Source organism: Barnesiella sp. An22, from assembly GCF_002159975.1.
GTDB lineage: Bacteria > Bacteroidota > Bacteroidia > Bacteroidales > Barnesiellaceae > Barnesiella > Barnesiella merdigallinarum.
Window position 1 is genome coordinate 564,569 of record NZ_NFJR01000001.1, and the last position, 25,534, is coordinate 590,102.

The window sequence follows — 25,534 nt, forward strand, 5'->3', positions numbered from 1 at the left end:
CGAACACGGCGCGGGAAACGATAAGGGAGTTGGAGGTTTTGCGTATGAAGGACGAGCGGTTACACAGTTGTGCCGAACTGATTGACTACATCAATCGAGTGGGCTTCTTGCCCTTGCTGCCCATGGGTATCGCGGGTTGGTCGGCCGAGGAGGTGACCGACGAAGAGTGCCAATATGCCCCCCTGCCCGATGGCGGATGGGAGTGGCCCCTCTGGCAGTGGAAAGGGACTATCTTGCAGGAGAGCGGTTGCGCCTACGGCAAATTCTTCGACCGTAAGGCGGCATTCGTTAGCCGGACGTGGTGGCCCGACTTCTGCAACTACCGGCGCAGCCGATTCCCCTACCCGGCAGAGGGAACCATCGAAGAGGGGATACTCGATACCTTGCGGCGCGAAGGCAGCCTCATCACCCGCGAACTACGCGCGGCATGCGGATTCAACGGGCCCAAAATGCGCAGCCGGTTCGATGCCTACATCACCCGCCTCGAGATGGGGGGCTACATCGTCACCGAAGATTTTGTCTACCCCCGCGACCGTCACGGGCGCGAATATGGGTGGGGCTGGTCGCTGCTCACCACTCCCGAGACGCTTTGGGGCAAAGTGTCGTGTCACCCCGAGCGCACGCCGCAAGAGTCGCGCGAGCGGATACTCGCCCAGCTGCGCCAGATACTACCATCCGTCCCCGAAAAAGTGTATGACGCTCTACTCAAATAAGGGGTAGAGACAGAGAAAACGACCTATATAAATACCAGTGAAATGAGTGCAATCCATAGAATTATCCTCGTAGGTAATGGCTTTGATCTGGCACACGGCCTTGCGACCCGATACGAAAATTTCATCGACTGGTATTGGGAGCAATACATCTCTAAATTAAAGGACTGTCTCATAAATACATATTCTGACACATTGTGCTCTTTCACATTAAAGGAAGCTATGTATGGGGACCGATGGTACCAATTCTTATCACCATACAATAATAAATCATTCGAAAACAAGTCGGGACGAGAAATTTATGAAATACTGAAAGAGCAGAAGGAAACGGTTTCCATAGAACAAACGCCGTTCATGAATCGTATCTGCCAATCTATCGAATCGAAAGGCTGGGTCGATATTGAAAACGAATATTACCAGGCTTTGAATCACGAATACTTCGAATGCCCGGAAAAGCTCAACAAAGAGTTTGAAATCGTGAAGTCGAAATTGGTCAAATACCTCACCCTCGTTCAATCGTCGAATATCGACGAGTCGATTGTAAAGCCAGCGTTGAAAGAAAAAATATTGGCCCCTATCCGCATCGACGAGATTGCCATCGGTGCCCGCTCGCAACTGGTCGACTTCATTCGTTCGCGGTATTTCGGAGAGGCCGACGGGTCATATATTTCCATTGGCGAACAGCTCGGTTGGGACAAAAGAGCAGAAAACATCGAGGCCATGAATCGATTCTCTCGGAAGTGGGGCGACAAAATCGAGGAGTTCGGTATCGAATCTGCAATCGACAGCCAGGACATTCCCGAAACCCTGTTATCGCCCATTCGGCTGATGTTGCTGAACTTCAACTACACCCGCACGGCCGACCTCTATCTGCCCCAAGACAAGAAGCTCGCATATTGGTTTCCCATCGACCACATTCACGGTCAGCTAAACGACCCGCAAAGCATCATCTTCGGCTATGGCGACGAGCTCGACGACAACTACCGAAATATCGTCAAACTCAACAACAACGAGCATTTGCGGAATATCAAATCGATACGATACCTCGAGACCCAGAACTATCGCAACATGCTGGCCTTTATCGAGTCGGCACCCTACCAGGTCTACATCATGGGGCATTCGTGCGGAAACTCCGACAGGACTCTCTTGAACACCCTGTTCGAGCACAAGAACTGTATCTCGATAAAGCCTTTTTATCACCGGCAGGAAGATGGCAGTGACAACTATCTGGAGATTGTTCAGAATATAAGCCGGAACTTTACCGATATGAAACTGATGCGAGACAGAGTGGTAAACAAAACCCTCTGCGAAACCCTTTAGAACCGTACGACCATCGCACCTCACCCACAGTAGAAACGATAGTGTATGGCTTTCAACCCCATACACACCCTCTCATCCCGATTTTACCTTTCGACAATTTCTAAAATGCCCATAACATGCAAGAGGCTGTACCGATGCTTTCGCCCCGATACAGCCCCTCGCTCTCAGAAGGATATAATCATTATTTACCTATGTATTCATAAGCGCCTATATCTATATGACCGTTCCAACTTCTATCGTGACCCAGGATGTCGAAATAGAGATTAAAGTCGGTCCATTCGGCACCCTTGTCAATCAAAGGCGAGGTAACATGGAGTGAATAATCGCCATTCTCGGGCGATACAAAGTTGGGGCCGTCGGCTGCCATATTCTCCGAACCGAGGATAATGGAGCCATCGGTGCTCGACGGAGCATTATTGAAGGAGAGTGATCCTTCTATCGCACAGTTCTTGAAGGAGCAAGAGCCCTGAGCATCGAGATAACCATTGTTATTCTCGCCATTGGTGTGCTTGTTGTTCCATATCACCGTATTATATACTTCGGTTCCGGCTCCGGCTCTCAAACCGCTACTGCTACCGCCGCTCGTATTGTTGACAATGGTCGTGTTGTATATCTTCGAACCCTGCGAGTTTACGGTCGACGAGTTATTGATAGTACTGTTTCCATAAATCAAGCAGTTGTACAACTTACATTTGCTAAAGTATCCACCGGCATCTCGCGTAGTATTGTTACCGGTGATAATGCAGTTGCGGAATACCCAGTTGTCATAGGCTTCGATAGTACCCAAACCTTGTGAGCTCACCGAACCGGTAAATACAAAGCCATCTACATAGCACTCGTCGGTTTGGTCATAGGCATAAATCGACGACCACGTATTTGCCGGAGCTGCTTTCAACACCGACTTTTTACTCATATCGCGGTCTTTCAACTTGGTTTCATTGCCGGCAAAACCGCCATAAACATTGATGCCTCTCTTCAAGGTCAGATAGTCTTTCAGCACATATTCACCTTCGGCAATCCACAAATCCATGTCGCCATAATTACTACATGCGGCTACACCATCTTCTACGGTTCCAAAGGCTCGTTCCCAACTGGTACCGTCGCCACCAGAGACTCCAGCTTTCACATAGACACGTTGACTACGAGCTTTTTGCGAAATAAACAAAGTATCGGTAGCCGTTTCGTCGGAGCTCTTGACGCACACGTAACCCCATCGCTCTTCTATCCCTGCATTCTGAGATACCGAAACCTTGATATTGATGTCCTGAACAATATCACCCTCAAAAGTCGGAGCCTCAAGAATGCTAATCCAGTCGTTAGATGCCGTACATTGATAGTTGACATTGAGCGAAACGGGAATTACCAGCTCTTCGCCAGCCTTTTCGAGCAGCACATCTTTATCCTCGGCATTCAACGGTATCGACAAAATGTTCTCTACATTGGCCTGAACGATGGTCAATCGCGACTCGGTGGTACCGTCGGCACTGCGAACAATCAACTCTCTCGTGATTTCATTACCGGTATTATTGGGCGAAACCGCCACCTTCAACTGGCTCTCGCTGAGTTTGGTTGCAGTGACACCCTCCAGGCCCTCGGTAACCGGCTCCCACTCTACTTTCGTGGCCACATCAATAACAGCCTCACCTCCGTTTTTATTGAATATGATTTTCTCTTTCGAGAGGGTTATCAAACTGCCCCGACCGTTTTGGATAACATGCACCTTGGTCGACATCTGGTCCATCAACCGTACTTCGATCCAGCCTTCACGCAAATCCATATTCGGATTTTCCTGAACCTCCATGACAATGGAATCGGGTTTCAGATACTGCCCTCTGTAACGAACCATCTTTATCCACGACACCGAAGACTCGGCATACCACGGATAGGTAGACTTCAGCATGATTACATTTCGCGACGCCGTAGGACCAACGACCAACTCGTCGGTTATCTCTATGCCCGGATCCAATTTTTGCTCAATGTTATCATCATCGCACGACAGCAACATGGTTGCTAAAAGAATAAATGCGCTTAATCTAAAAATCAGTTTCATAGTCCCTTATTTTTTTATTACAACTAATCCATTCAATACTTCTCTCACCGGATTATCCGAAGGGGTATTCATCAACTCAAACGAGACTTGCCCTCCCATCTCGGTTCTCTTGACCATTGTGGTCGAGCCTCCTCCATCGAGATTCAAGGCTTGATAACAGCCGGCACCCTGGCACAAGAGAATCATATCCTCCAATCTCATTCCATTGGAATAATTGGGCTGACGGCCATCCAGCACAAACAGCTGAACCTTCAGATTATCTTTCGATACACCCACGAATGTTCTCGGGTGAAAATCCATGGCATTGTCATTCACACTGAATTTCTTGACCGGTTCTCCATCAATCATCATCCGTTGCCAACCCGACAGGGCACTCATCACGTTGGCCTCGTTCTCCTTAAACTCTTCGATGGTCGAAATATGAGCGGTCCCGTCTTTCAAGATATAGAAGGCATGGTCGGCTTCATATCCCGGAGTCGTCCACAGGGCCTTCCCGTCCTTATAGACCAATCCGCCCGGAATCCAGGTGCCGGCCGCAGTCGTAGACTCCGAAAAATAGTCGCCGTTTGTCGCCAGATAGACATGCTTCCCAGCCTTCTCGGCACACATGGCTTGCTCGGCTACGGTCTGCAACTTCGAGCCTACCTCATCCAAATTATCCGGTGTAGATACACTGATTGTCACATCTTTGGTAAGGTCGATTTCGGCTATAAGCATTCTGGTCGGTTTGCGGCAGTATGTAAAGGTGACATCTACGATATGGATGCCATCGACCAACTGGTAGGACTCTTCCTTATCGACCGACTGTATGTAGGGAACATTGTCGGCGATACTTTGCATAACAGGTAGCTTAGCTCCCTTGTGAGGATTCTCTACCTCGTTCTCGGCACAACTGCAAAGAGCAAACAGGCCGATAAAATTCAATACAAAGAATATAGTGCTTGTCTTCAAATAATGGGTATTCATATCTGTTCTGTTTTATTCCCAGCCCGGGTTATTAGGTAATAAATTTGGATTCAACGAGATTTCATCGAGCGGAACATTGTACAAATAGTTTTTCTCCGTGAAATTCATGCTGTAAGTAGCCCGCTTGGCATACGGTGTGATAAAACCGTCCTGATCGAAACCTACCAAATCGCTAATGGTATTTATCTCATCCTGCGTGTACAGCGTCGGGTCCATTTTGGCACCTCGTCTCACTTTGTTGTAAACGATGGTACCCACATTCCAGCGGCACACATCGTCCCAACGATACCCTTCGGCAAAGAGTTCGATGCGGCGCTCGCGTCTAATCTCCCGAATCAGATTCTTGTTGGGCCCTTTAATATCGGGATACTCCTTAACCAGATTGGGGTCTTCGACCGGATTCTCGGTCAGCGGGAACGGGAAACCGACCCGGGCTCTCAACTTGTTGATTGTCTTGTCGAGTTCAGGATCCTTACCCAACTCGGCACCGGCCTCGGCTCTGATAAGCAATACCTCGGCATACCTCATCACCGGGGCATCGGTCCCGCCCTTGAAGTTTCCAATCAAATGCTCTTCCTTCTTATAGAATTTTGCCATGGCATAACCGGTGCTCGATGCCCCGTAAAACGTGCGAGTCTCCGACGAGGGTAATATCGAGAATATATTGGGAGCTCCGCCCAAACCATCCTTAAACAAATACCGGGCATTGGGATTTCCCTCTTCGGGGATACAGAGGGTCTGCAACAGGCGGCCGTCGCGATTTTTCATCTCTGCGATATATCCCATATCGGGGTTGTGACACCCACAGATAGAAATAGGCAGACCGGTGTTGGCACACAGATACTCCTCGAAGCAATCCCGGCTCATGCCCAACTCGCCATAGGGTATCGAGTTGGTAACCTGGTGTCCCATGTTTATCGAAGGGTCGTACTCTCTCGAGAGTATGATTTCGCTGTTGGCATTGTAATCGTCCTGTATGAACAACTCGAAGTAGCTGTTCTCGGGGCCGGCGGCATCGTACAACGAATAGCCATACTCCATCAACTCACCGGCGGCTGCATAGGCCTCTTCCAGGAATCGAACATCGTCGTCGATATTTCTGTATCGACGATAGGTACCTTCGTACAGACAGATTCGGGCCTTAAGCAACAACGCGGCGTCGCGACTCACCCGATAGACAGCCGTCTTTCGCGGCAAAAACTCGATAGCCCGGTTGATGGTACTCAGTATGGAATCCATCACGAGTATTCTGGAATCGCGTCCTTTATACAACTCGGGCGACTCGGCCGTCAGCACCCCATCGTACCAAGGCACATCGCCAAACAGCTTCACTTTATTGAAATAGTCGAATGCCTTGAAAAAGAGCATCTCTCCTGCATATCTTCGTTTATCGCTTATCGATGCCGGCGACTTTTCATAATTGGTCAAGAACTCGTTACAGCCACGAACCACCGACCAGCTCCAGTCGCTATTGCTGGTCAACGCCGTGTTCTGACCAAATGTGATTATGCTCGGAGCCGAGCCCAGCAGATTGTCCGACTGGTATTCCGAGTTAATCATATCGCCTATTGTCCAACTCTGCGGATCGCCATGACCTTTGATCAGTTTGGGATAATATAAATTGCAATACTGCTCCAAAGCGGCAGCATTGGCAGTACTCCAAAAGGTATTATTGTCAATCGCATCGCCTGGAATAGTATCCAAATAGTCGCAACTATTCATCGCTGCTGCTATAATCAAAATCAATAATGAACAATTCTTTTTCATATGTATGATTCTTATCTTTATCGATTCTACTCACTATACTCTAAAACGTAATATTTATGCCAAACGAATAGCTTCTCATAAAGGCATACTCTTTTCCAGCATTCTCACTCTGCAGACTCTTGTCGACTGTTATCTGATCGACAATATCGGGAGTCATGAAGGGAGGCAGATGTGTCTTCTCCCACAAGTTCAAGCCACTTAAATAGATATTTATATTTTCGGCTTTTATACGGCTCACCCACTTCTTGGGCAAATTATAGGCAATCGTCAAATCTTTCAACCTGATGTACGAAGCATCTTGCAGATACTTGGTCTGAACCTGCTTGCTGCGTTTATTGCCATTGGCATTCAACCGCGGATAATAGGCGGTAGGATTCTCGTACGTCCAGGTATTGTCTATGTGATACTGAGTCACGTTCGAGTTGTATATTCCTCTGGAGAATCCCCAGAACTGGTCGCTGCCCGTCCACATGTCTCTTTTTCCTATTCCTTCGAACAAGACTCTGACACTGAATCCATGCCACTCGATACCACCTTGAATATTGTAGCGGTAACGGGGAGTGGAATTACCGATAATTGTCTTGTCGCCCGGGTTGCTCAAGGTCACATTGCCGTTATCGATTACACCATCGCCGTTCAGGTCCTTGTACTTGATATCGCCAGGATACCACTTCGTCGAGATAAATTTCTGTACATAGTTCATCTTGTCGGCCTCGAAGTCGTCGATAATATACCCATCGGTCACATACCCCCAGATTTCGCCCAACTTCTGACCCTTGTAGTACATGCCGTCGGCCAGAGAGCCGCTGGGGTTGTCGTATTTGGTTATCTCGGCCTGATAGTCCGATAATCCCAAAGTCACGTGATAACTGATAGGACTGTTCAGGACAGCACCCGTCTTATCATGCCAGGTCAGTTCCAGTTCCCAACCGGTGGTTCTCATGTCGGCCAGATTCTTTTTACCACCGCTTGTTCCCAATACGGCCGGCAATGTAATCTCCCTGACCATACCTTTCGTATCTCGTATGTAATAGTCGAACGAGCCCGACAACCGATTCTTAAACAGCGTGAAATCCAAACCCAGGTTCTTCGACTCCACCTTTTCCCAGGAGACGAGGCTCGGCAGCGAGGGAATATTCAAGGCATTGATTATCGAACCGTTCATCATGTAATTGTCCATCGACACCCCCGTCAGTATAGACATGTAGGAGTGGTTGCTGTCGGTCACCTGGTTGCCCAGCGAACCGATTGAAAATCTGAATTTCAAGTTATCTACGACCTTCGTCAACGGCTTGAAGAAGGGTTCCTCCGAAAGTCTCCATCCCACCGATGCCGAGGGGAAGAAGGCCCATCGGTCATCCTTGGCATACTTCGACGAACCGTCGTAACGGCCGTTCAACTCCAGCAAGTATCTCGACTTGTAATTGTAGTTCAGTCTGAAAAACATACCTTGTATTCTCCATATATCGATTACCTCGCTATTGGTCTTGTAGTTGATGGCCAGATCGGACACCGGCAGATCGTTCAGATAGAGGTTGGTCATTGTATACGACGTGGACGAATAGGTCTTCTCCTCCTGGTTATAACCCACCATAATGTTAAAATCGTGTGCATCGTCAAAGACCTTCTTGTACTCGGCCCACACGTTGAACGCACTGTATATATTGTTCGAATTGCTGTTTGTCACATAGTTGGGGGTCTCTACCAAATAGGGAGTCCGGCCTTCGGGGAAAGTCTGCGTCATCTCTTTGCGATGTATCTTATTTCCAATCGAATATCGGTTCCACGAATAGTCTCCCTTGATAGAGAGTCCCTTCAACGGGTGTATGTCGAAGCGCCCCGTATACCACTGGTCCCAGGTATCCTCGACATTCCTGCCGGCCAAAGCCATGCGCCCGGCCACGTTGTAGTTACCGCTATTCAGATACAAACCGGCAAAATCGCCGTTCGGCAGATAGATCGACAACGTGGGGAACATGCGGTACACCTCGTAAAACCAGGTCACCTGGTCCGACCCCTGATTGTCCATGTAGGGCTCGTCGCTTTCGATATAGTTCATGCGGGTAGAGACTCCCAGGTCTAACCACTTGAAGACCTTGGTATCGAAATTGAACGACAGATTGAACCGCTTGTACTTGTCGTTGCCGAAACGGAATATACCCGACTGGTCCTTGTAGCCGACCGAGGCATAATACCTATTTCTCTCGGTCCCGCCCGAGATGCTTACATTGTGCTGTTGCATAAAAGCCGCCTTTTTATAGAAGGCATCGAGCCAATCGGTATTCCCTACATAGGCCCAACCGGGATTGTCGGGGGTGTAGATGGCATTCTGAATACCCTCGGTATCGACCAATATCGGCGGATTGTTGGCCGGGTCGGCTATATGGGCTCTAAGGGCATCCATAAACTTCTCGTTGAAATAGTACGTACCGGGGTTGTCATAGTCGTAGGCCTTGTTCCACATTTCGGCCCAGACATCGGCTCGAGGCATCTCGGGCAGCCGAGCCGGCGTGCTCCAGGAGAAGTTGTTCGAATACGATATTCTGGCTTTCTGCTTGGCACTCCCCTTCTTGGTCGTTATCAACATCACACCAAAAGCGGCTCGAGCTCCATATATTGCCGCCGACGAAGCATCCTTCAATATCGAAATGCTTTCCACATCTTGAGGATTGATCAACGACAGGTCGGAGATTTCGACCCCATCGACCAGTATCAAGGCTTCACCTCCGTTCAACGACGTATTACCGCGGATGTTAATCTTCGCCTCCTCATTCGGCTGACCGCTGTTAAACGTAATGTTCAGGTTGGGGACAAGGCCCTGCAATCCCTGGGCGATATTACCGATAGGTCTGTTCTCCAGCAGGTCCTTCGATGCGGTAGAGACGGCGCCGGTCAAGTTCACCTTCTTCTGGGTGCCATAGCCCACGACCACCACCTCATCGAGCAACTGCCGGTCTTCCTGCATCACGACCTTCAGGTTGGTCGGCTTGTTTATCGCAAAATATTGTGTCTTGAAACCTATCGAAGCAACCTTCAAAGAAGAACCTGCCGGCACCGAAATCGAAAAATTACCATCGACATCGGTCGAGGTCCCTATCGAAGAGCCCTCGACAGCGACAGTCGCACCTGGCATAGACTCGCCATTCTCGTCCAGCACCCGACCTTTTACCTCTACCTTTTTATTTTCCGTTTTGGGAACAACCTTCAAAACAATCTGGTTTCCCGTAATCGAGTATTGAACATTCGTACCTTCAAATATCTTTTTCAGTACCTCGTTTATGTTCTCATTGTTGACCGATATGGATACCTTTCTATTGATATCGACCAGATTTTCATTGTAGGAAAATCGATAATCGGTTTGGCTCTCCATCCGCTGCAAAACATTCTCTACCTTCACATTCTTCAGATTCAGAGTCAGCTTTGCATTCTGGCCGAATAGGGGTATCGTCAAAAAAGCACTAAGCAAACATGATATTAAATATTTTTTATTCATATAGATTAAGACATAGAGTTAAACACTATTTACACTAAAAACATTTTACTCTTTCCTCAAAAACTCAAACAGACTTGGTTCCAAGTATTAGATTCAAAATTCAAACTATTTTCTTCATACACATAACTATATTTTTATTAGACATAAAAGGTTTTTCCATTGCAATGTATAAATAGGACGATTAACGGCCCGGCAACCACAACAACGAGGCTTCAAAAATAACATCGTTTTTTGTTCCGAGCCAATGCGTTTTTTTCGGAACCACATTTAAACAGCTATTATTCAAAAGAATATAATTTTTATCAAACAATTAAAATATAAATATTGATAAATAAATCTCTCCGCTTTATATTTGCAACAATCAAAAAAAGGCGGTATCCACAAACGATATATGAAGAGGATAATACAATACGATAACGAATTCGAGTTGATCGTCGCGCTCAAAAAAGGGGAACACGACGCATACTCTTATTTATTTTCAAAGTATTACAACGACCTTGTTCTATACGGTGGAACAATCATACAAAACCAGGAAGTCTGCGAAGACATCGTTCAGAATATATTCCTTTACATCTGGGACAACCGGGAGAGTATCCAAATCAAATCGCTCAAATCCTACCTCCTGCGAGCGGTCCGGAACAGTTGCTTCGACGAAATAAAGCACTACAAGATAGTAAACGAGCATACCGATTTTGTCACCAGACAAAATACCCTGGAAATCAACGATACCGAAGAATACATCCTGTTTTCCGAACTTAATGCCAAACTGCAAGAGGCGATAGAGATGCTGCCCGAAGAAGAAAAAACCACATTCAAGATGAGTAGAATACACGAAATGAAATATCAACAGATAGCCGAGGAGTTACAGGTTTCGGTACGGACCGTCGAAGTCCGAATCGCCAAATCCATAAAACACCTCAAAGTGTTGTTAAATGATTTTTTTCCTTTCTTATTATTTATTCTCATTTGATAATTGTGGATGAACCCTACTCAATCGTCATACTTAAACAAATGGTACATAATCGATGAATCTCAAACGACGACTTTTCAAAATCGCACATACGATTTTCACGATAGGTTTAGGTATTTCAGTGTCAACTAAAAGCAGAAGGTAAAATGAAAAACGAAGATATAATAACCAGAATCCTCTCGGGAAACGCCGACCCGGCCGATGTAAAGGCCTTTACGGCATGGCTGAACGAGTGTGAAGAAAACAAGACCGAGTTCCGCCGGTTAAAGAACATTTGGGATGCAACCCATCCGGCTTTCAATCCGGCTCAAATCGACACGCGCAAAGCCGAAAGCCGATTCTTCGAAAAAATCGGCAAAGAGCAATGCTCGAGCCGAATCGCTGCCTTTACAAACTTCATGTACCGGGCGGCCGCCATACTCTTCATTCCCCTGCTCATCGCCACCCTCTATCTATACAACCAGAACGCACATCGGTCCTCTGCCGGCCGCCCGACAGCCATGCAGACCATCTCGGTCCCCTACGGAATTACCTCTTCGGTCGAGCTGCCCGACGGCTCTACCGTCTGGCTCAACTCAGGGACCTCCTTCAAATATCCCGTTCAGTTCGACAGCAACGTCCGGCAGGTCGAGCTCATTCAGGGCGAAGCCTTCTTCGAGGTCAATGCCGACCCGCAACACCCCTTCATCGTCAACACCAACCACATCAGTGTCACGGCCACCGGCACTCGATTCAACGTCAACGCCTATCCCAACGAGAGCAGCCTCTATGTCTCGCTCGACAAAGGCCGGGTAAACATAACCGACCACATCACCCAAAAGCTCATTGCCATGAGCCCCGGCGAAATACTGAACTACAACAAGGCCGACAACTCCTACTCCCTCCGCCCGGGTAATGTCTATAACAACTACGCCTGGATCGACGGCATCACCATCTTCCGGGATGTCACCCTCAAAGAGGTATTCAACAAACTGGAACAGAAGTATAACGTAAAATTCATGATCCAGGACCCCGAAATCAACAGCTACCCCTACCATGCCACCTTCGAGAACGAATCGCTCAGCGAAATTCTGGACCTCCTGGAAGAGGGTAACGCCATCTCGTGCAAAGACATAAGCAAGCAACACAACGAGGTCAAGGGCAAGAAGGTATACCAAGTCTCCAAAATCAGGAAATAGGCCCCGATTGAGCCGATGAACAAAACAATTTGAACTGCTGAACAAACCGGATTTCTCATACAGGCACTATCTTTGCCCTCGAGGGTGAGAGACCGACGACCGGTCGCCCCACCCGATGATGTAACCTAAAATTGTACCGACGTATGAAGAAACTCGTTTATCTTTTTCTGGCAATGACTTTGGCCTGGGGCGCCCTGGCCTGCAAGGGCGACGAACCGGCCTCGAACGGTGAACAACCCGAGAATACGGGCAGCGGCTCTGGTTCCGACGACCCCGACGTCGTCCCCTCCGACTCGACCGACAACCCCGGCGACACCAACTCCGTCCTGGGGCATACCCTCATTGTCTATTACAGCTACACCAACCACACCCACACGATTGTGACCGAGCTGCAAAAGCTCGTCAATGCCGACCTGCTGCGGGTGGAACCGGCCCAAAAGGGTCTCGACTATGAGGCCAACAACTACGCCATCGGCAGCGAGCAGATTGCCGCCATCCGCGAGAACCCCGACGATGCCGCCTCCTACCCGGCCATCGACCCCGTCGAGGTCGATTTCAGCAGCTACAACACCATTGTCGTGGGGGCTCCCCTCTGGTGGAGCAACATGGCGGCCCCGCTGCAGACCTTCCTGTTCAACTACGGTTCCCGGATGGCCGGCAAACAGATAGGGCTGATTGTGTCGAGCGCCAGCAGCGGAATCAGCGGAGTCGAGGCCGACGCCCGGCGCCTGATTCCCGACGGCCGGTTCCTGTCGCCCAGCCTCTGGATTCGCTCGTCGCAGACCTCAGACTGTCACGCCATGCTCACCGATTGGCTGGACGAAGTCGGCCTGCCCAAATAGGAACTACTATCGCCCCCAACTACTTCCCTCCCGCGTATCGTTTTCCCCCCTCCCACGGTACACGGGCGGTCCCTCGGCTCGGGATGCCCCGCAACTCCCGGGCCGAACTTTTTTTTTACCCCTTTTCCCCCACGAAGAAGAGGTGCCGCCACAGAAAAAAAGTCGGGCAAGGCGTCCATTCGGCTCCCGACTTTTTGTACATTTGTCCCACGAAACCTATCGGAATAACCGTTATGATCAAGATATATGGCATGAGCACCTGCCCCGACTGCACCTACGTCGAGGAGCAGGTCAAAGGCAACAGCCGCTACGAAGTGATCGACATCGGGCGGCACGTGAGAGACCTCAAAGCCTTTCTGCGGCTGCGCGACACCCACCCGGCATTCGACGGCGCCAAGCGCGCAGGAGCGGTGGGCATACCCTGTTTCGTACTCGACGACGGCACCGTCACCCTCGTGGCCGAAGAGGCCGGCCTGCACGCCCGCCCCGTGGCCGACGGCTCGGCCTGCAACCTCGACGGCAGCGGCTGCTGACCCCGCCACACACACCTCTGCCCTATGGAAACGGCCATGCCTCTCGTTCTCTTCCTCCACGGTTTCTTTGCCGCAGGAGCCTGTGCGCCTGCCCAAGCCTTGACTCAAGGTCTCGCGGGGCAAGCCCGGGTAGTTGCGCCCGACCTGCCGCTGCACCCCGGCGAGGCGCTCGACCTCGTCCATCGGCTATGCCTGCAACTCCACCCCGCCGCGATTGTGGGCAACAGCAACGGCGCATTCTTGGCCCAGATGGTGGCCTCGCGCCTGGGGCTGCCCGCGCTGCTGGGTAACCCCCACCTCGAGATGACCCGCTTCCTCACCCCGCGCCTCGGGCCCCACGAATACAAAGCCCCGCGTGCCGACGGCCGCCAGCACTTCGTCATCGACCAGCCCCTCATCGACGAGTTTGCCCGGCTGCAACAGCACCAGTGGGACTACGACTCCCCCGCCAACCGCGACCGCATCTGGGGCCTCTTCGGCACGAGCGACACGCTGGCCCACTACGAACCCCTCTTCCTCGAGCACTACACCCACGCCTTCCACTTCCCCGGGGCCCACACCCCTACCCCCGACGAGGTGCTGCGCTACTACGTGCCGCTGGTCGTGCAGCTCATCGACCGCTACGCCACCCGGTAGCCGCCGGCTCTCCATCCTCCCGCTTGCGAAAACCATCCGTTTTCATTTGCCACACCACAACTCTTTTTGTATCTTTGTTTAAATTTACAAACGATAACAAGGAAATAGAGCGATACTCGCATAAACAACCTCCCTATGAGCGAAGAAGAATTGCAGAAACAGACCTCTGTCAACATACAAGAAAAGGCGAACCTCATCTGGTCTATCGCCGATAAACTGGTGGGTCTATACAAGCCTCACGAGTATGGCCGGGTAATACTGCCCATGTGTGTCATCAAGCGGTTCGAAGATACCCTGGCCCCCACCAAAGAGGCCGTGATAAAGACCAACCAAGAGCTCGATGCCAAAGGTATCGTGGTTAAGAAGGGATTTCTCGAAGCGGCTGCCCAACAACACTTCTACAACACCAGCCGATTCACCTTCGACATTCTGCTGGCCGATGCCGACAACATCAAAGACAACTTCGAGAACTACCTGAGCCACTTCTCCGAGAATGTAATCGACATCATCAACTGCATGGAGTTCCACAACGAAATCAAGAAGCTGGCCGACAACAACCGCCTCTACCTGGTCATCAAGGAGTTCTGCTCGGCAAAAGCCTATCTGGGGGCCGATATGGTATCGTCGGTAGATATGGGCTACATTTTCGAAGAGCTGGTGCGCAAATTCTCCGAGTCGTACAACGACCAGGCGGGAGCCCACTTTACGGCCCGCGACATCATCTACCTGATGAGCGAATTGCTGGTAGGCGACCGGGAAGCTCAAATGAAAGAGCAAGGCATTGTCGCCTCTATCTACGACATGGCCATGGGCACCAGCCAGATGTTGGCCTGCCTCGACGAGCGCTTCCGGCAGATCGACCCCGAGGCCGAAATCACCTGTTTCGGGCAGGAGCTGAACCCGCAAACCTACGGTATTGCCAAGGCCGACATGCTCATCAAAGGTGGCAATACCGACAACATGCGGTTGGGCGATACCCTGGGCAACGACCAGTTCAAGGAGTATCACTTCGACTACATCATCTCCAATCCTCCCTTCGGTATCGATTGGGAAGCCTCCGAAAAGAGGGTCGTGGCCGAGCACGAATTAGGCGAGGCCGGCCGCTTTGCTCCAGGTTTGCCGGCCAAGGGCGACGGGCAGATGCTCTTCATGCTCAACGGTGTAGCCAAGCTCAAAGACGACGGCCGCATGGCCATCATCCAAAACGGGTCGCCGCTGTTCAAGGGCGACGCCGGCAGCGGCGAGAGCGCCATACGCGGCTATCTGCTCGAACACGACTGGCTCGAAGCCATCATACAGTTGCCCAACGACCTATTCTACAACACCGGCATTGCCACCTATATTTGGGTGGTGTGCAAAAACAAGACCGAAGAGCGTACCGGCAAAGTACAGCTTATCGACGCGAGCAAATGTTTCGAAAAACTGCGCAAGCCGCTCGGCAACAAGCGGGTAGAGATTTCTACCGCCTGCCGCAACCTCATCATGCAGGCCTATCGGGGTTTCACCGATTGGGAGTATACCGACGAACAGAACCCGCAACTCAAGGTAGAAAGCAAGATAAAAGAGGTGGAGGACTTCAAGTTTACAAAACTGATTATAAACCGGCCCCTCCGTCTGGAATACAAAGACATCCACTTCGACGAGGCTACGGCCACCGGCTATAAGGAGGCCGACAGAGCCCTGCTGAAAGAGGTGGCCACATACTGGGAAAACAACCTCCCCAGCCATGAAGGATGCCCCGATATTACATTCTTCCTCGCCCTGAAGAGGGCCAAGATAAAGGTGCCGCAAGGGAAAGTCGCCCTTCTGAGAAACTATTTTGGCAAACGCAACGCCGATATGGCAGAGGCCTACGTAAAGCCTACCGACCCGGAAAGCGGATTTGCCCCCGACCCGGAACTGAAAGACAGCGAGATTATTCCGTGGAAAGAGGACCTTGCGGAATACCTCGACAAGAATGTGCGCCCGTATGCCCCCGACTTCTGGTACAACGAAGCCGAAAGCAAAATCGGCTACGAAATACCTTTTACCCGCGAATTTTACAAATACACTCCGCTCGCACCCAGCGCTGTCATTTTCGATGAACTGAAACAGTTGGAAGAGAGAGAGTCGGAACTGATGTCCAGGCTATTGAGGTAATGACGAACGGCAAAGAAATCTTTACGAACGAGATTGATTTCTCTGACTATGACAAACAGAAGGACTTGACGGTTATGGAAAACAGATACGATAAATATAAAGACAGTGGCATCGCTTGGATTGGGGAGATTCCAGAGCATTGGGAGGTAAGAAAAGGGAAAAATATTTTTAAATTAAGGAATTCAAAAGGGAATAGTAATGCAATTCTACTTGCTGCTACTCAAAAATATGGGATGATTCCTCAATCTCAAATAGAAGGAGTAGTTCAGGTAAAACAAAATACAAACCTTAATACATTTAAGACTGTACATAAACATGATTATGTAATTAGTTTACGGAGTTTTCAAGGAGGATTTGAAATATCTGAATATGAAGGAGTTTGTTCCCCTGCATATCAAGTATTTTACAGTACAATACCATGTTGTAATTATTTTTTCAAATATCTATTTAAAAGTTATGGTTTTATATCACAAATAAATGCTTTCACTCTTGGTATAAGAGAAGGGAAAAATATTCAATATGAAGACTTCTCTTTAATGAAGTTACCATTTCCAGTATTGCACGAGCAACAGGCCATAGCCGACTACCTCGACCGGCGGTGCAGCGAGATAGACGAACTGATAGCTTTGCAAGAGGAGATGATAACCAAACTGCAGAGCTACAAGCAATCGGTCATTACCGAAGCGGTTACCCGGGGTCTCGATAAGAATGTACCTTTGAAAGACAGCGATATCGATTGGATTGGGAAAATTCCGGAGCATTGGAGCAGAAATAAAATTGTAAGATTATTTAGTATAATTGGTAGTGGAACGACACCCAAATCCAATAAAGAAGACAATTATATAGGTTCTATAAATTGGATTCAGTCAGGCGACATAAATGGAGGCTATATAGAAAACTGTAAGAATACAATTTCCAAAACTGTACTTAAAGAATACTCTGCATTAAAAATATACAAAGCTCCTTTTATTATTGTAGCCATGTACGGAGCATCGGTTGGAAATATTTCTATTTCAAAAATAGATGGTTGTGTAAATCAGGCATGCTGTGTCATGAATGATACAGAACAGAATTTTAGGTATTTATTTTATTCTATTATCTCTGTAAAGAATTATCTGATATACAAAGCAGAAGGAGGAGGACAACCCAACATTAGTCAAGATAAGATAAAAAATACATGGTTGCCTATTCCCCCTCTCGCCGAGCAACAGGCCATAGCCGACTACCTCGACCAGCGGTGCAGCGAGATAGACGAACTCATCGCCCTCAAGCAACAGAAAATCGAGAAGTTGAAGGAGTACAAAAAATCATTGATATTCGAGTGCGTAACCGGAAAAAGGAAAGTGAGTTGACAGGAAAAACACCAAGAGCCACCAATAGCACATTGTGGCTGACAGACAACTAAAAAAAAGGGAGATTGATTATGGATACCACAGGATTGAAAGAGAAGAATTTCGAAGCCGACATCGAGCACTATCTGCTCACCGAGGGCGGCTACACGCCGGGCAATCAAGCGACCTACGACAAAGAGCGTGCCATAGATATGCCGGTATTGGTCTCTTTTATCGAGAAGACTCAGCCCAAAGCCTGGAAACGCTACACGACCAAATATGGCGACAAGGCCGAGAACCGGCTCTACCGCCTGTTTCAAGAAAACGTGACACGCTACGGCCTCATCCATGTACTGCGCAAAGGCATCACCGATGCCGGCATACCCATCCGATTCTGCTACTTTGCTCCGGCCTCGTGGCTAAATGATGAACTGGTGGCCAACTACCGGGCCAACATTCTCACGGTCACCCGGCAGTTTGCCTACTCGGTACACAACCGCAACACCATAGATATGGTACTGTCGCTCAACGGTATCCCGGTAGTGGCTCTCGAACTGAAAAACCAGTTTACCGGGCAGAATATCGAAAACTCGAAACGCCAGTGGCGCGAAGACCGCGACCCGCAGGAACCGCTGTTCCGGTTCGACAACCGCATATTGGCCTACTTCGGGGTAGACCTGTATGAAGTGGCCCTGACTACCGAACTGAAAAGGGAGAAGACCTTTTTTATCCCCTTCAACCAAGGGTCGAACGGTGCAGGCCAAGTGGGTGGTGCAGGCAATCCCGAGCGCCAGGACGGGGGCTATGTAACCTCGTATCTGTGGGAACACATCTTGAACCGGGAGATGCTGCTGGCCATCCTGCAACGCTACATATCCCGGCAGCAAGAGGAGAAACTGAAAATCGTCGTCGACAAGCATGGCCAGGAAAAAGAGGTGACCGAAACCTCGGTAAAGATCATATTCCCGCGCTACCACCAACTCGATGTGGTGGAGAAGCTGGTAGCCGATACGTACCGGAACCACACCCAAGAGGCCGACAACGAAGACAGAGAAACGACCGGCTACAGCCTGGCGGCCGAACCGCTGGGACCCTATCTGGCTCACTGCCCCACCCCCAGACGCCACACCGGTAACAACTTCCTGATTCAACACTCGGCCGGCTCGGGCAAATCGAACTCGATAGCCTGGCTCACCTACCGGCTGGCCTCGCTGCAAAATGCCCGCCAGCAAAACATGTTTAACAGCGTGTTTGTGATTACCGACCGACGGGTATTGAACAAACAGTTACAAAGCACCATCCTGGGGTTCGACCACATCGAGGGGCAGATAGAGACCATCACCGACAACGACAACTCGGAGAAACTGGCCCAGATAATCAACAACGACAACTCCCGCATCGTCATCACCACGCTGCACCGGTTCCCCATCATCTACAAAGAGCTGAGCAGCCGCAGCGGCAAACGCTATGCCATAGTCATAGACGAGGCTCACTCGTCGCAATCGGGGAAGAGTGCCGAGAAACTGAAGGCGGCCCTGGCCGATACTGACGAGGCCTTGCGGGAATATGCCGAACAGGAGGAACTCGAAGTGGAGGCTCTGGAGAAGAAACGCGACGCGCTGCTCGAAGACCTGCTGGCCCAGGGACAACACCACAACCTCTACTTCTATGCCTTCACGGCCACCCCTAAGCCCAAGACTTTGCAAACCTTCGGCGAACTGGTAGAAAAGGGCGAGACACCCGAAAAAGACCGGTATGCCGCTTACCATACCTACTCGATGCTGCAGGCCATCGAAGAGGGGTTTATCATGGATGTACTCAAATACTATACCACCTACGAGACCACCTACGAAATAACCAAAAGCATCGAAAACGACCCCTCGTACGAAGAGACCCCGGCCACCCGTGCCATCAAAGCCTATCACGACAATCACCAGCATGTGATTGAACAGAAAACGGCCATCGTGGTCGAGAAATTCAGAGAGGTGACCCTGAACGCCATGCAGGGCAAGGCCAAGGCCATGCTGGTGTGCCCGTCGCGCGCCCATGCCGTAAGGTATTTCCTGCAAATCAAGCGATACTGCGCCGAGCACCATATCGACGACGTGAAACCCATGGTCGCCTTTTCGGGGGTCGTATCGTATGAAGGCATCGAGTATACCGAACCCAAGCTGAATTCGGCCGACGGGCGCAACATATCGGAGAGCCGCCTGCCCCTCTATTTTGCCTCGGACCTGTACAACTTGCTGGTCGTAGCCGACAAATATCAGACCGGGTTTGACGAACCACGCCTGCACACGATGTTTGTAGACAAGAAACTGAAAAACGTGAAGGCCGTGCAGACCCTGTCGCGCCTGAACCGGTGGCACAAGGATAAAAAAGACACGTATGTACTCGACTTCTGCAACACGCCCGAAGAGATAAAGAAATCGTTTGAGCCTTTCTACAAAGGCACAGAACTGATAAAACCGGTAGATGTAAACTACGTGTACACCTTCCGCCAGGATATACAGATGTACCACCTGTGGAGCGAGGCGGACGAGCAACGGTTCTACGACCTGCTAAGCGGAATTGAGAAGCAGAAGGACCGGCTGGGAGCTCTGTCGAATGCCTTCAAGAGCACGATTGCCCGCTACGAAGCACTGGACGAGGAGAAGCGTTTTGCCGTGCGGTCGAAGATAAAGAATTTCATACGGTTCTATGCCTACATGGCCCAAATAGAACGCACCTACGACAAGAGTCTTTACAAGGCTTATGTCTATGCCGACTACCTGTACCGCCTGTTGCCGAAGAACGCCAAGACCAGAGTAGACCTGAACAAGCAAATCATGCTGCTCTACTCGAAAATAACCGAGGGCGAAACGGTCTCTATCACACTGGACTCGCACGTAAAACCGCTTGAGGGAGAAAAGCCCAAGGGAAGCAAACCGCAAACCGCCAAAAAGGACCTGTTGAGCCAGATTATCGACAAGGTGAACCTCATGTATCAAGGGAACTTCTCGGAAAGCGACCGGGTGATTGTGGAGACAATCTACGACAGAATGGTAGCTACCGAAAAGAAAAAGTTGACCAAACAGGCCAACAATACCGATGCCAAACAGTTCGAAGAGAGCATCTTCCCGCATATATTCGACGAGGTGGCCCGAACCTGCTATGTGGAGCAGATGGATTCGTTTGGCAAGCTGTTTGAAAATCCCGACTTCTACAAAAACGTGATGACCCAGATGGCTCAAATCATCTACGAAAGTTATAAAGGGAAACGGTATTGAACCCCACCCCATCCGCAGAGATAGACAAAAACAAGCGTTGGCCCAAGGAGTTACCTCCTTGTGGCCAACGCTTTTCTCGAGGAGAATGTACTTCTATTGGGACCTCTGAAACAAACTGTACCCTCGAGAGTTGGTGCAATACTATGGTCGATATTTCCGTTTGAGCCACCCGAACAGAGAGCCTTCGGACAGACGGGAACCGTTTTGAGACATCAGCGTAATAACGGTAATGTCATCGTCACTCCCCTGAGCCAATGCCAGATTCAACAAAGCGACCGGCAGTTGCCCTTTGTCTGCAGTATCCTCTATCTGCACTTCGATAGCCCGATCTCTGCAATACCCCGAAAGACCGTCGCTGCAGGCGACAACAATATCCCGCGGATTCAGACAATAGACTGTAAAGTCGGGGATACAGGTATCGGGACCTCCGCCGACAAACCGGGTAATCAAATTGCTGTCGGGATGAGTATAGGACTCGTCGACCGTAATGCGGCCCGCATCGACAAGATCTTGAACGTAGGAATGGTCTTTGGTGAGGCTGTGTATTCCTCGCTTGGGATTATACACGTAACAGCGGCTATCGCCACACCAGGCTATATATAGGTTCTGCTTTTGACGGATTAAAATCACAATGGTTGTACCCATCCCCGCCGCAGAAGGTTCGTCGGCAACATGGGACATGATACAGTCGTCGGCTTTATGTATGGCATCAAAGGCCAACCGTTGCAGTTCGTCGGCGGCCATATCGTCGGAGAGACCGTTTTTCAAAATCGACGACACGGTATCGACTGCCAATTTAGAGGCTACTTCACCATCGGATTCTCCCCCCATTCCATCGGCCAACACGATGAAACGGTCGTTACAGAGATAACAGTCTTCATTCTCTCTATGGCCTCGGCCTTTCGAGGTTGCGGCACGAACGACATATTCCATGGCTCTATATCTCCAATCTGGGGGTCGACGATTCTTTTTTCGCCTCAGCCGACTTCTTACGAATCACAACCTTCTCTTTCTCTTTCTTCTTGGGAACAGGTTTGGTGTAGGTAATCTCGAAGGGGAATATCGATGAGGGGCATCCTTTTTCGGTAACAAATATATTCAAGCTGTTGTCCCCCTCTTGCAGATTATAGACGGTACATTTATAGCGGGTCTCCGATATTTTTTCGTAATCGACCGTAATGGAGTCGGCCTCGATTCTTACTTCAAACGGATAGTCACCCTCACCCACATTACGCTGGGCGTTGATATTGATGGTAAATGAAGCGACACCGTTGTCGACGGTTGTCTCAGAATCGATGGGGTCGACATTATAGTATTTCAAATGCCAGGCTCGTACCCGTATAGGACTGTCGAACATCGATATGCCATCGTACGAGACAACCATGGGAGAGTAGGTAATCTCGGTAATCGTATCGGGTAACGAACGCGGAATATTGAGCGAACAATTATACACGACAAAGTTTCCGCTTTCGGTATCTTTGGTTTCACGAGACGTCTTGTCGATGATACAACCTGTCGATTCCGGAATATCGATGCGAGCCTCTTTGGCCGAAATTTCGGCCGGTAAGTCCAAGCGAACCTGAGTCTCGAATTTTTGATGTCTAAAGGCAATATCTTCACCCTTGTTGACACTTATCTGGTAGGTCAAATCGGGCAAGATTTCAAGGATACCCCATCTCCCTTGTTTCTTTACAAACGCTCTGTTTCCATACATAAGAGACACCTCGTCGAACTGTTGGGGTAAAATAGGCTTTGAGTTCATGGACAAGCCTTTCTGTCCTTTGCCATACGAAGAGAGCGAGGTTTCATACTTGACAGGGGTCGAGACGGAAGTCTCGAACAGAAGATCTTCGTCGTCAAACGTAAATCGTGCAGGCACCAGCTCGTTATCGAACCGAAGAACGGCTTTTTGCTTCCGTCCATATTTGGCACGTATAACCACACTGTCGGAAGGCAGACTCAAGAAATATTGTCTATAATCGCCCTCGAGGGTCAGATGCCGTCGTTTTTCCGATTCTTCGTCTCCCCAGAGCAAGGGCTCAAACATCCCCGTAGAGGCACTGAACCAATACAGTTTATTCTTGATTACGGCTACCCCTTTCCCATTGGGACCGATGCCAGACAAGAAACTGATTTCGTCGGGTTCAAAATCCTTTACTTTTTCACCGTTATATATCCTGTAATATATCAAACGATTACCCGAAGTATGATAGCCATAATAAGGGTCTTTCCGCTTATCCATCTGTGCGAATGTCAAGTAAGGTGCATATCCCGAGTGAAAAGGATAGGACTTTACACTCTCGGCCATATAGGCCACATTACCATCCCGCATGCAATAGCCATAACTGTCGCCATCCTTGAAACAGAGATAGCCGTCGTGAAAATAGGGATCGTCATAGGCAATCTCCATATCAGGAAGAGCCGTAAAGGTTCCCGACATATCGATGAATCCAATAATCGACCTCGTATTCTTTTCTACAATGGTAGCTACACCTTCGTTAAAAGCCTGAATTTCATGCTCTGTCTCAAATATCCGTTTCCCGTCAAAGGTCCATAACGAAGTCCATCCGGCAGAATCTGTCGCCAAGATACGATTATCGACTTTTACCGACAATGAATTGAACACGGGGTGTATGACCCACTTCGCCAGTTGCGCCTCGACGGAAACACATCCTATCAAGCCAATGAATAACAGCAGTATTTTTCTCATAAATATTTATTTTTTTGATATTTTACTTTTATTTTCTTCCAACATGTTAAGGCCTCTTTCTATCCGATTTATCAAAAGTGTATCGTTGCACTGCTCGGCCCATATCTTTGCCTGCAGTAACAGGTATTCGGCTCGATCTACATCTTTCACAAAAACCTTATTGGGGTTGACATAATAGCAGGCCAACCGATACAAGGCATTGGCATTGATACTGGGATAAGCCGGATTGTTAAACTCTTCTATCCTCGTAAACAGTCCAATCGCCTTATTATTGATCTGATGCGATTGGGGCAGAAACTCTTCATCTGTACCTCGTGGATACAACTCGATATGAAGCAACTGTTTTCGTGCCACCGAAGCACTGTCGGAATACCAGCCATAGGTAAATGCCTGTTCATACAAAGCCGGTATATACCCCAAAGATCCAAGGCTATCCATCAGGTTCAATCCTTCGGACAAAGAGGCGACATCGTCAGTATTCACCAACGCCAGAGCTTTTGCAAAAACCTCTTCATTGGTCAAATGCTCGGGAGCCCGCCTGGAAACAAACAGAAAAGCAACAATCCCCAAAATGATAACAAGACCGACCAAACCGCCTATCATATATTTCCCGACAGAACGCACCGGATAACGCTCCAATTGAGCGGCTCGGCAAATCTCCTTCGCCGAAGGCCGCTTGGCCGGGTCCAACGCAAGACAATCTGAAATGAGTTTCTTAATATCGCCGGGTATCGGTTGTGTTATAGGCGGTAATGAAAGTTGTTTGTCCAACTGCTCTTTTCCCCCTAATTCTCCAAAAGGTACCTTACCGGTTATCAACTCATACAACGTGGCTCCAAAAGACCAAATATCGCTCTCCGGAGTAGCCTCATATTCTTCGGTAAAGCGTTCGGGAGCCATATAGGCCATAGTTCCGCTTTGCGTATCCTTATCCTCTCGATTCAATCCGCCTCGATGCGAACTGATGCCAAAATCGGTAATCGCGTAATTGTTGTTATCGTCAATCAAGATATTGGCCGGTTTTATATCTTGATGTACAATCGTTGGATTAAAGGCATGCAGATAGGCCAATCCAGCCGAAACATCGGCAATATATCGCCACAGTTCTCTCTTATCGGTAATTTTTCCCTGCAGCTGTTCCGATGAACCATTCTGACAAAAAGGCAAGACCAGATAAGGAATGCCATCTACAATAGAAAAATTTATAGGTTGTACCAAATTGGAATGATGACAATTAAAGACAATCTTAAATTCATCTCTAAATCGCTGTTCTCCAAGATCCAAGGCATTTTTAGGCCTGTAGATTTTTATCGCGACCTTTATTCCAGACTCTTCTTGAGATATTATAGTATCGTCATCATCGTTATATATTTCGTCTATCGTATTCGTATCCAATGCAAGCCACACATCGGCAGTACCACCATCGGAACTCAAGGTGCGAAGCAACTTATAACGACCATCAAATAAAATGCCACGTTCGGCAATCGAATTCATATTTTCCATTTTATACACAAAAAATGCAGGGACCTTCTACACACTGAGGGTAGACTATGTTCTCAATACTCGCTCGGGGATTACACATTTCCGACTTCTGATTCTTCATACTTCATAATTCTTACT

The 25,534-nt window shown here is 49.1% G+C and carries 17 protein-coding genes; 10 read left to right on the forward strand and 7 right to left on the reverse strand.

Annotated features, from left to right (window positions below; translation table 11 throughout):
* The first annotated feature begins 44 nt into the window (after positions 1-44).
* Positions 45-713 (forward strand): hypothetical protein, encoded by a 669-nt coding sequence (locus B5F38_RS02300; RefSeq protein ID WP_087407772.1) that lies wholly within the window; start codon positions 45-47, stop codon positions 711-713.
* A gap of 42 nt (positions 714-755) precedes the next feature.
* A complete protein-coding gene (locus B5F38_RS02305; protein WP_087407692.1) occupies positions 756-2,030 on the forward strand; it encodes an AbiH family protein in 1,275 nt (424 codons plus the stop codon).
* A 181-nt stretch (positions 2,031-2,211) separates the two neighbouring features.
* On the opposite strand, the gene B5F38_RS02310 is transcribed toward B5F38_RS02305, so the two are convergent.
* The 4 genes from B5F38_RS02310 to B5F38_RS02325 are packed head-to-tail and all read right to left on the reverse strand — an operon-like array spanning position 2,212 to position 10,279.
* Positions 2,212-4,080 (reverse strand): choice-of-anchor Q domain-containing protein, encoded by a 1,869-nt coding sequence (locus B5F38_RS02310; protein WP_087407693.1) that lies wholly within the window; start codon positions 4,078-4,080, stop codon positions 2,212-2,214.
* Positions 4,081-4,086: 6 nt separating this feature from the next.
* Entirely contained in the window at positions 4,087-5,046 is a 960-nt protein-coding gene (locus tag B5F38_RS02315; RefSeq protein ID WP_087407694.1) for a phosphodiester glycosidase family protein, read from the reverse strand.
* 12 nt (positions 5,047-5,058) lie between these two features.
* Complete coding sequence (locus B5F38_RS02320) at positions 5,059-6,813, reverse strand: RagB/SusD family nutrient uptake outer membrane protein (protein WP_087407695.1); 1,755 nt, start codon at positions 6,811-6,813, stop codon at positions 5,059-5,061.
* A gap of 40 nt (positions 6,814-6,853) precedes the next feature.
* A complete protein-coding gene (locus B5F38_RS02325; protein ID WP_241147788.1) occupies positions 6,854-10,279 on the reverse strand; it encodes a TonB-dependent receptor in 3,426 nt (1,141 codons plus the stop codon).
* A gap of 418 nt (positions 10,280-10,697) precedes the next feature.
* Here B5F38_RS02325 and B5F38_RS02330 point away from each other — a divergent pair, with 418 nt between their 5' ends.
* From B5F38_RS02330 to B5F38_RS02365, 8 genes are all read left to right on the forward strand, one after another.
* Positions 10,698-11,276 carry an RNA polymerase sigma-70 factor gene (locus B5F38_RS02330; RefSeq protein ID WP_087407697.1) on the forward strand — a complete coding sequence of 193 codons (579 nt, stop codon included), beginning with the start codon at positions 10,698-10,700 and terminating at the stop codon, positions 11,274-11,276.
* A gap of 146 nt (positions 11,277-11,422) precedes the next feature.
* Complete coding sequence (locus tag B5F38_RS02335; protein ID WP_087407698.1) at positions 11,423-12,454, forward strand: FecR domain-containing protein; 1,032 nt, start codon at positions 11,423-11,425, stop codon at positions 12,452-12,454.
* 143 nt (positions 12,455-12,597) lie between these two features.
* On the forward strand, positions 12,598-13,296 hold the full coding sequence (locus B5F38_RS02340; RefSeq protein WP_087407699.1) for a flavodoxin: 699 nt from the start codon (positions 12,598-12,600) through the stop codon (positions 13,294-13,296).
* Positions 13,297-13,529: 233 nt separating this feature from the next.
* On the forward strand, positions 13,530-13,829 hold the full coding sequence (locus B5F38_RS02345; RefSeq protein ID WP_087407700.1) for a glutaredoxin-related protein: 300 nt from the start codon (positions 13,530-13,532) through the stop codon (positions 13,827-13,829).
* Between the two features lie 24 nt (positions 13,830-13,853).
* Positions 13,854-14,465 (forward strand): YqiA/YcfP family alpha/beta fold hydrolase, encoded by a 612-nt coding sequence (locus tag B5F38_RS02350; protein ID WP_087407701.1) that lies wholly within the window; start codon positions 13,854-13,856, stop codon positions 14,463-14,465.
* A 135-nt stretch (positions 14,466-14,600) separates the two neighbouring features.
* Positions 14,601-16,604, forward strand: coding sequence for a class I SAM-dependent DNA methyltransferase (locus tag B5F38_RS02355; RefSeq protein WP_087407702.1), 2,004 nt, complete (start codon positions 14,601-14,603; stop codon positions 16,602-16,604).
* A 74-nt stretch (positions 16,605-16,678) separates the two neighbouring features.
* Entirely contained in the window at positions 16,679-17,956 is a 1,278-nt protein-coding gene (locus B5F38_RS02360; protein WP_158096823.1) for a restriction endonuclease subunit S, read from the forward strand.
* 71 nt (positions 17,957-18,027) lie between these two features.
* Positions 18,028-21,204: a DEAD/DEAH box helicase family protein gene (locus B5F38_RS02365; RefSeq protein ID WP_087407704.1), complete on the forward strand. Its 3,177-nt coding sequence runs from the start codon at positions 18,028-18,030 to the stop codon at positions 21,202-21,204.
* A 141-nt stretch (positions 21,205-21,345) separates the two neighbouring features.
* On the opposite strand, the gene B5F38_RS02370 is transcribed toward B5F38_RS02365, so the two are convergent.
* The 3 genes from B5F38_RS02370 to B5F38_RS02380 are packed head-to-tail and all read right to left on the reverse strand — an operon-like array spanning position 21,346 to position 25,408.
* The gene (locus B5F38_RS02370) at positions 21,346-22,137 is read right to left on the reverse strand and encodes a protein phosphatase 2C domain-containing protein (RefSeq protein ID WP_087407705.1); all 792 of its coding nucleotides are present in this window, start codon (positions 22,135-22,137) and stop codon (positions 21,346-21,348) included.
* Between the two features lie 4 nt (positions 22,138-22,141).
* Positions 22,142-23,914, reverse strand: coding sequence for a hypothetical protein (locus tag B5F38_RS02375; protein WP_087407706.1), 1,773 nt, complete (start codon positions 23,912-23,914; stop codon positions 22,142-22,144).
* 6 nt (positions 23,915-23,920) lie between these two features.
* Positions 23,921-25,408 carry a serine/threonine-protein kinase gene (locus tag B5F38_RS02380; RefSeq protein WP_158096824.1) on the reverse strand — a complete coding sequence of 496 codons (1,488 nt, stop codon included), beginning with the start codon at positions 25,406-25,408 and terminating at the stop codon, positions 23,921-23,923.
* Positions 25,409-25,534 lie beyond the last annotated feature (126 nt).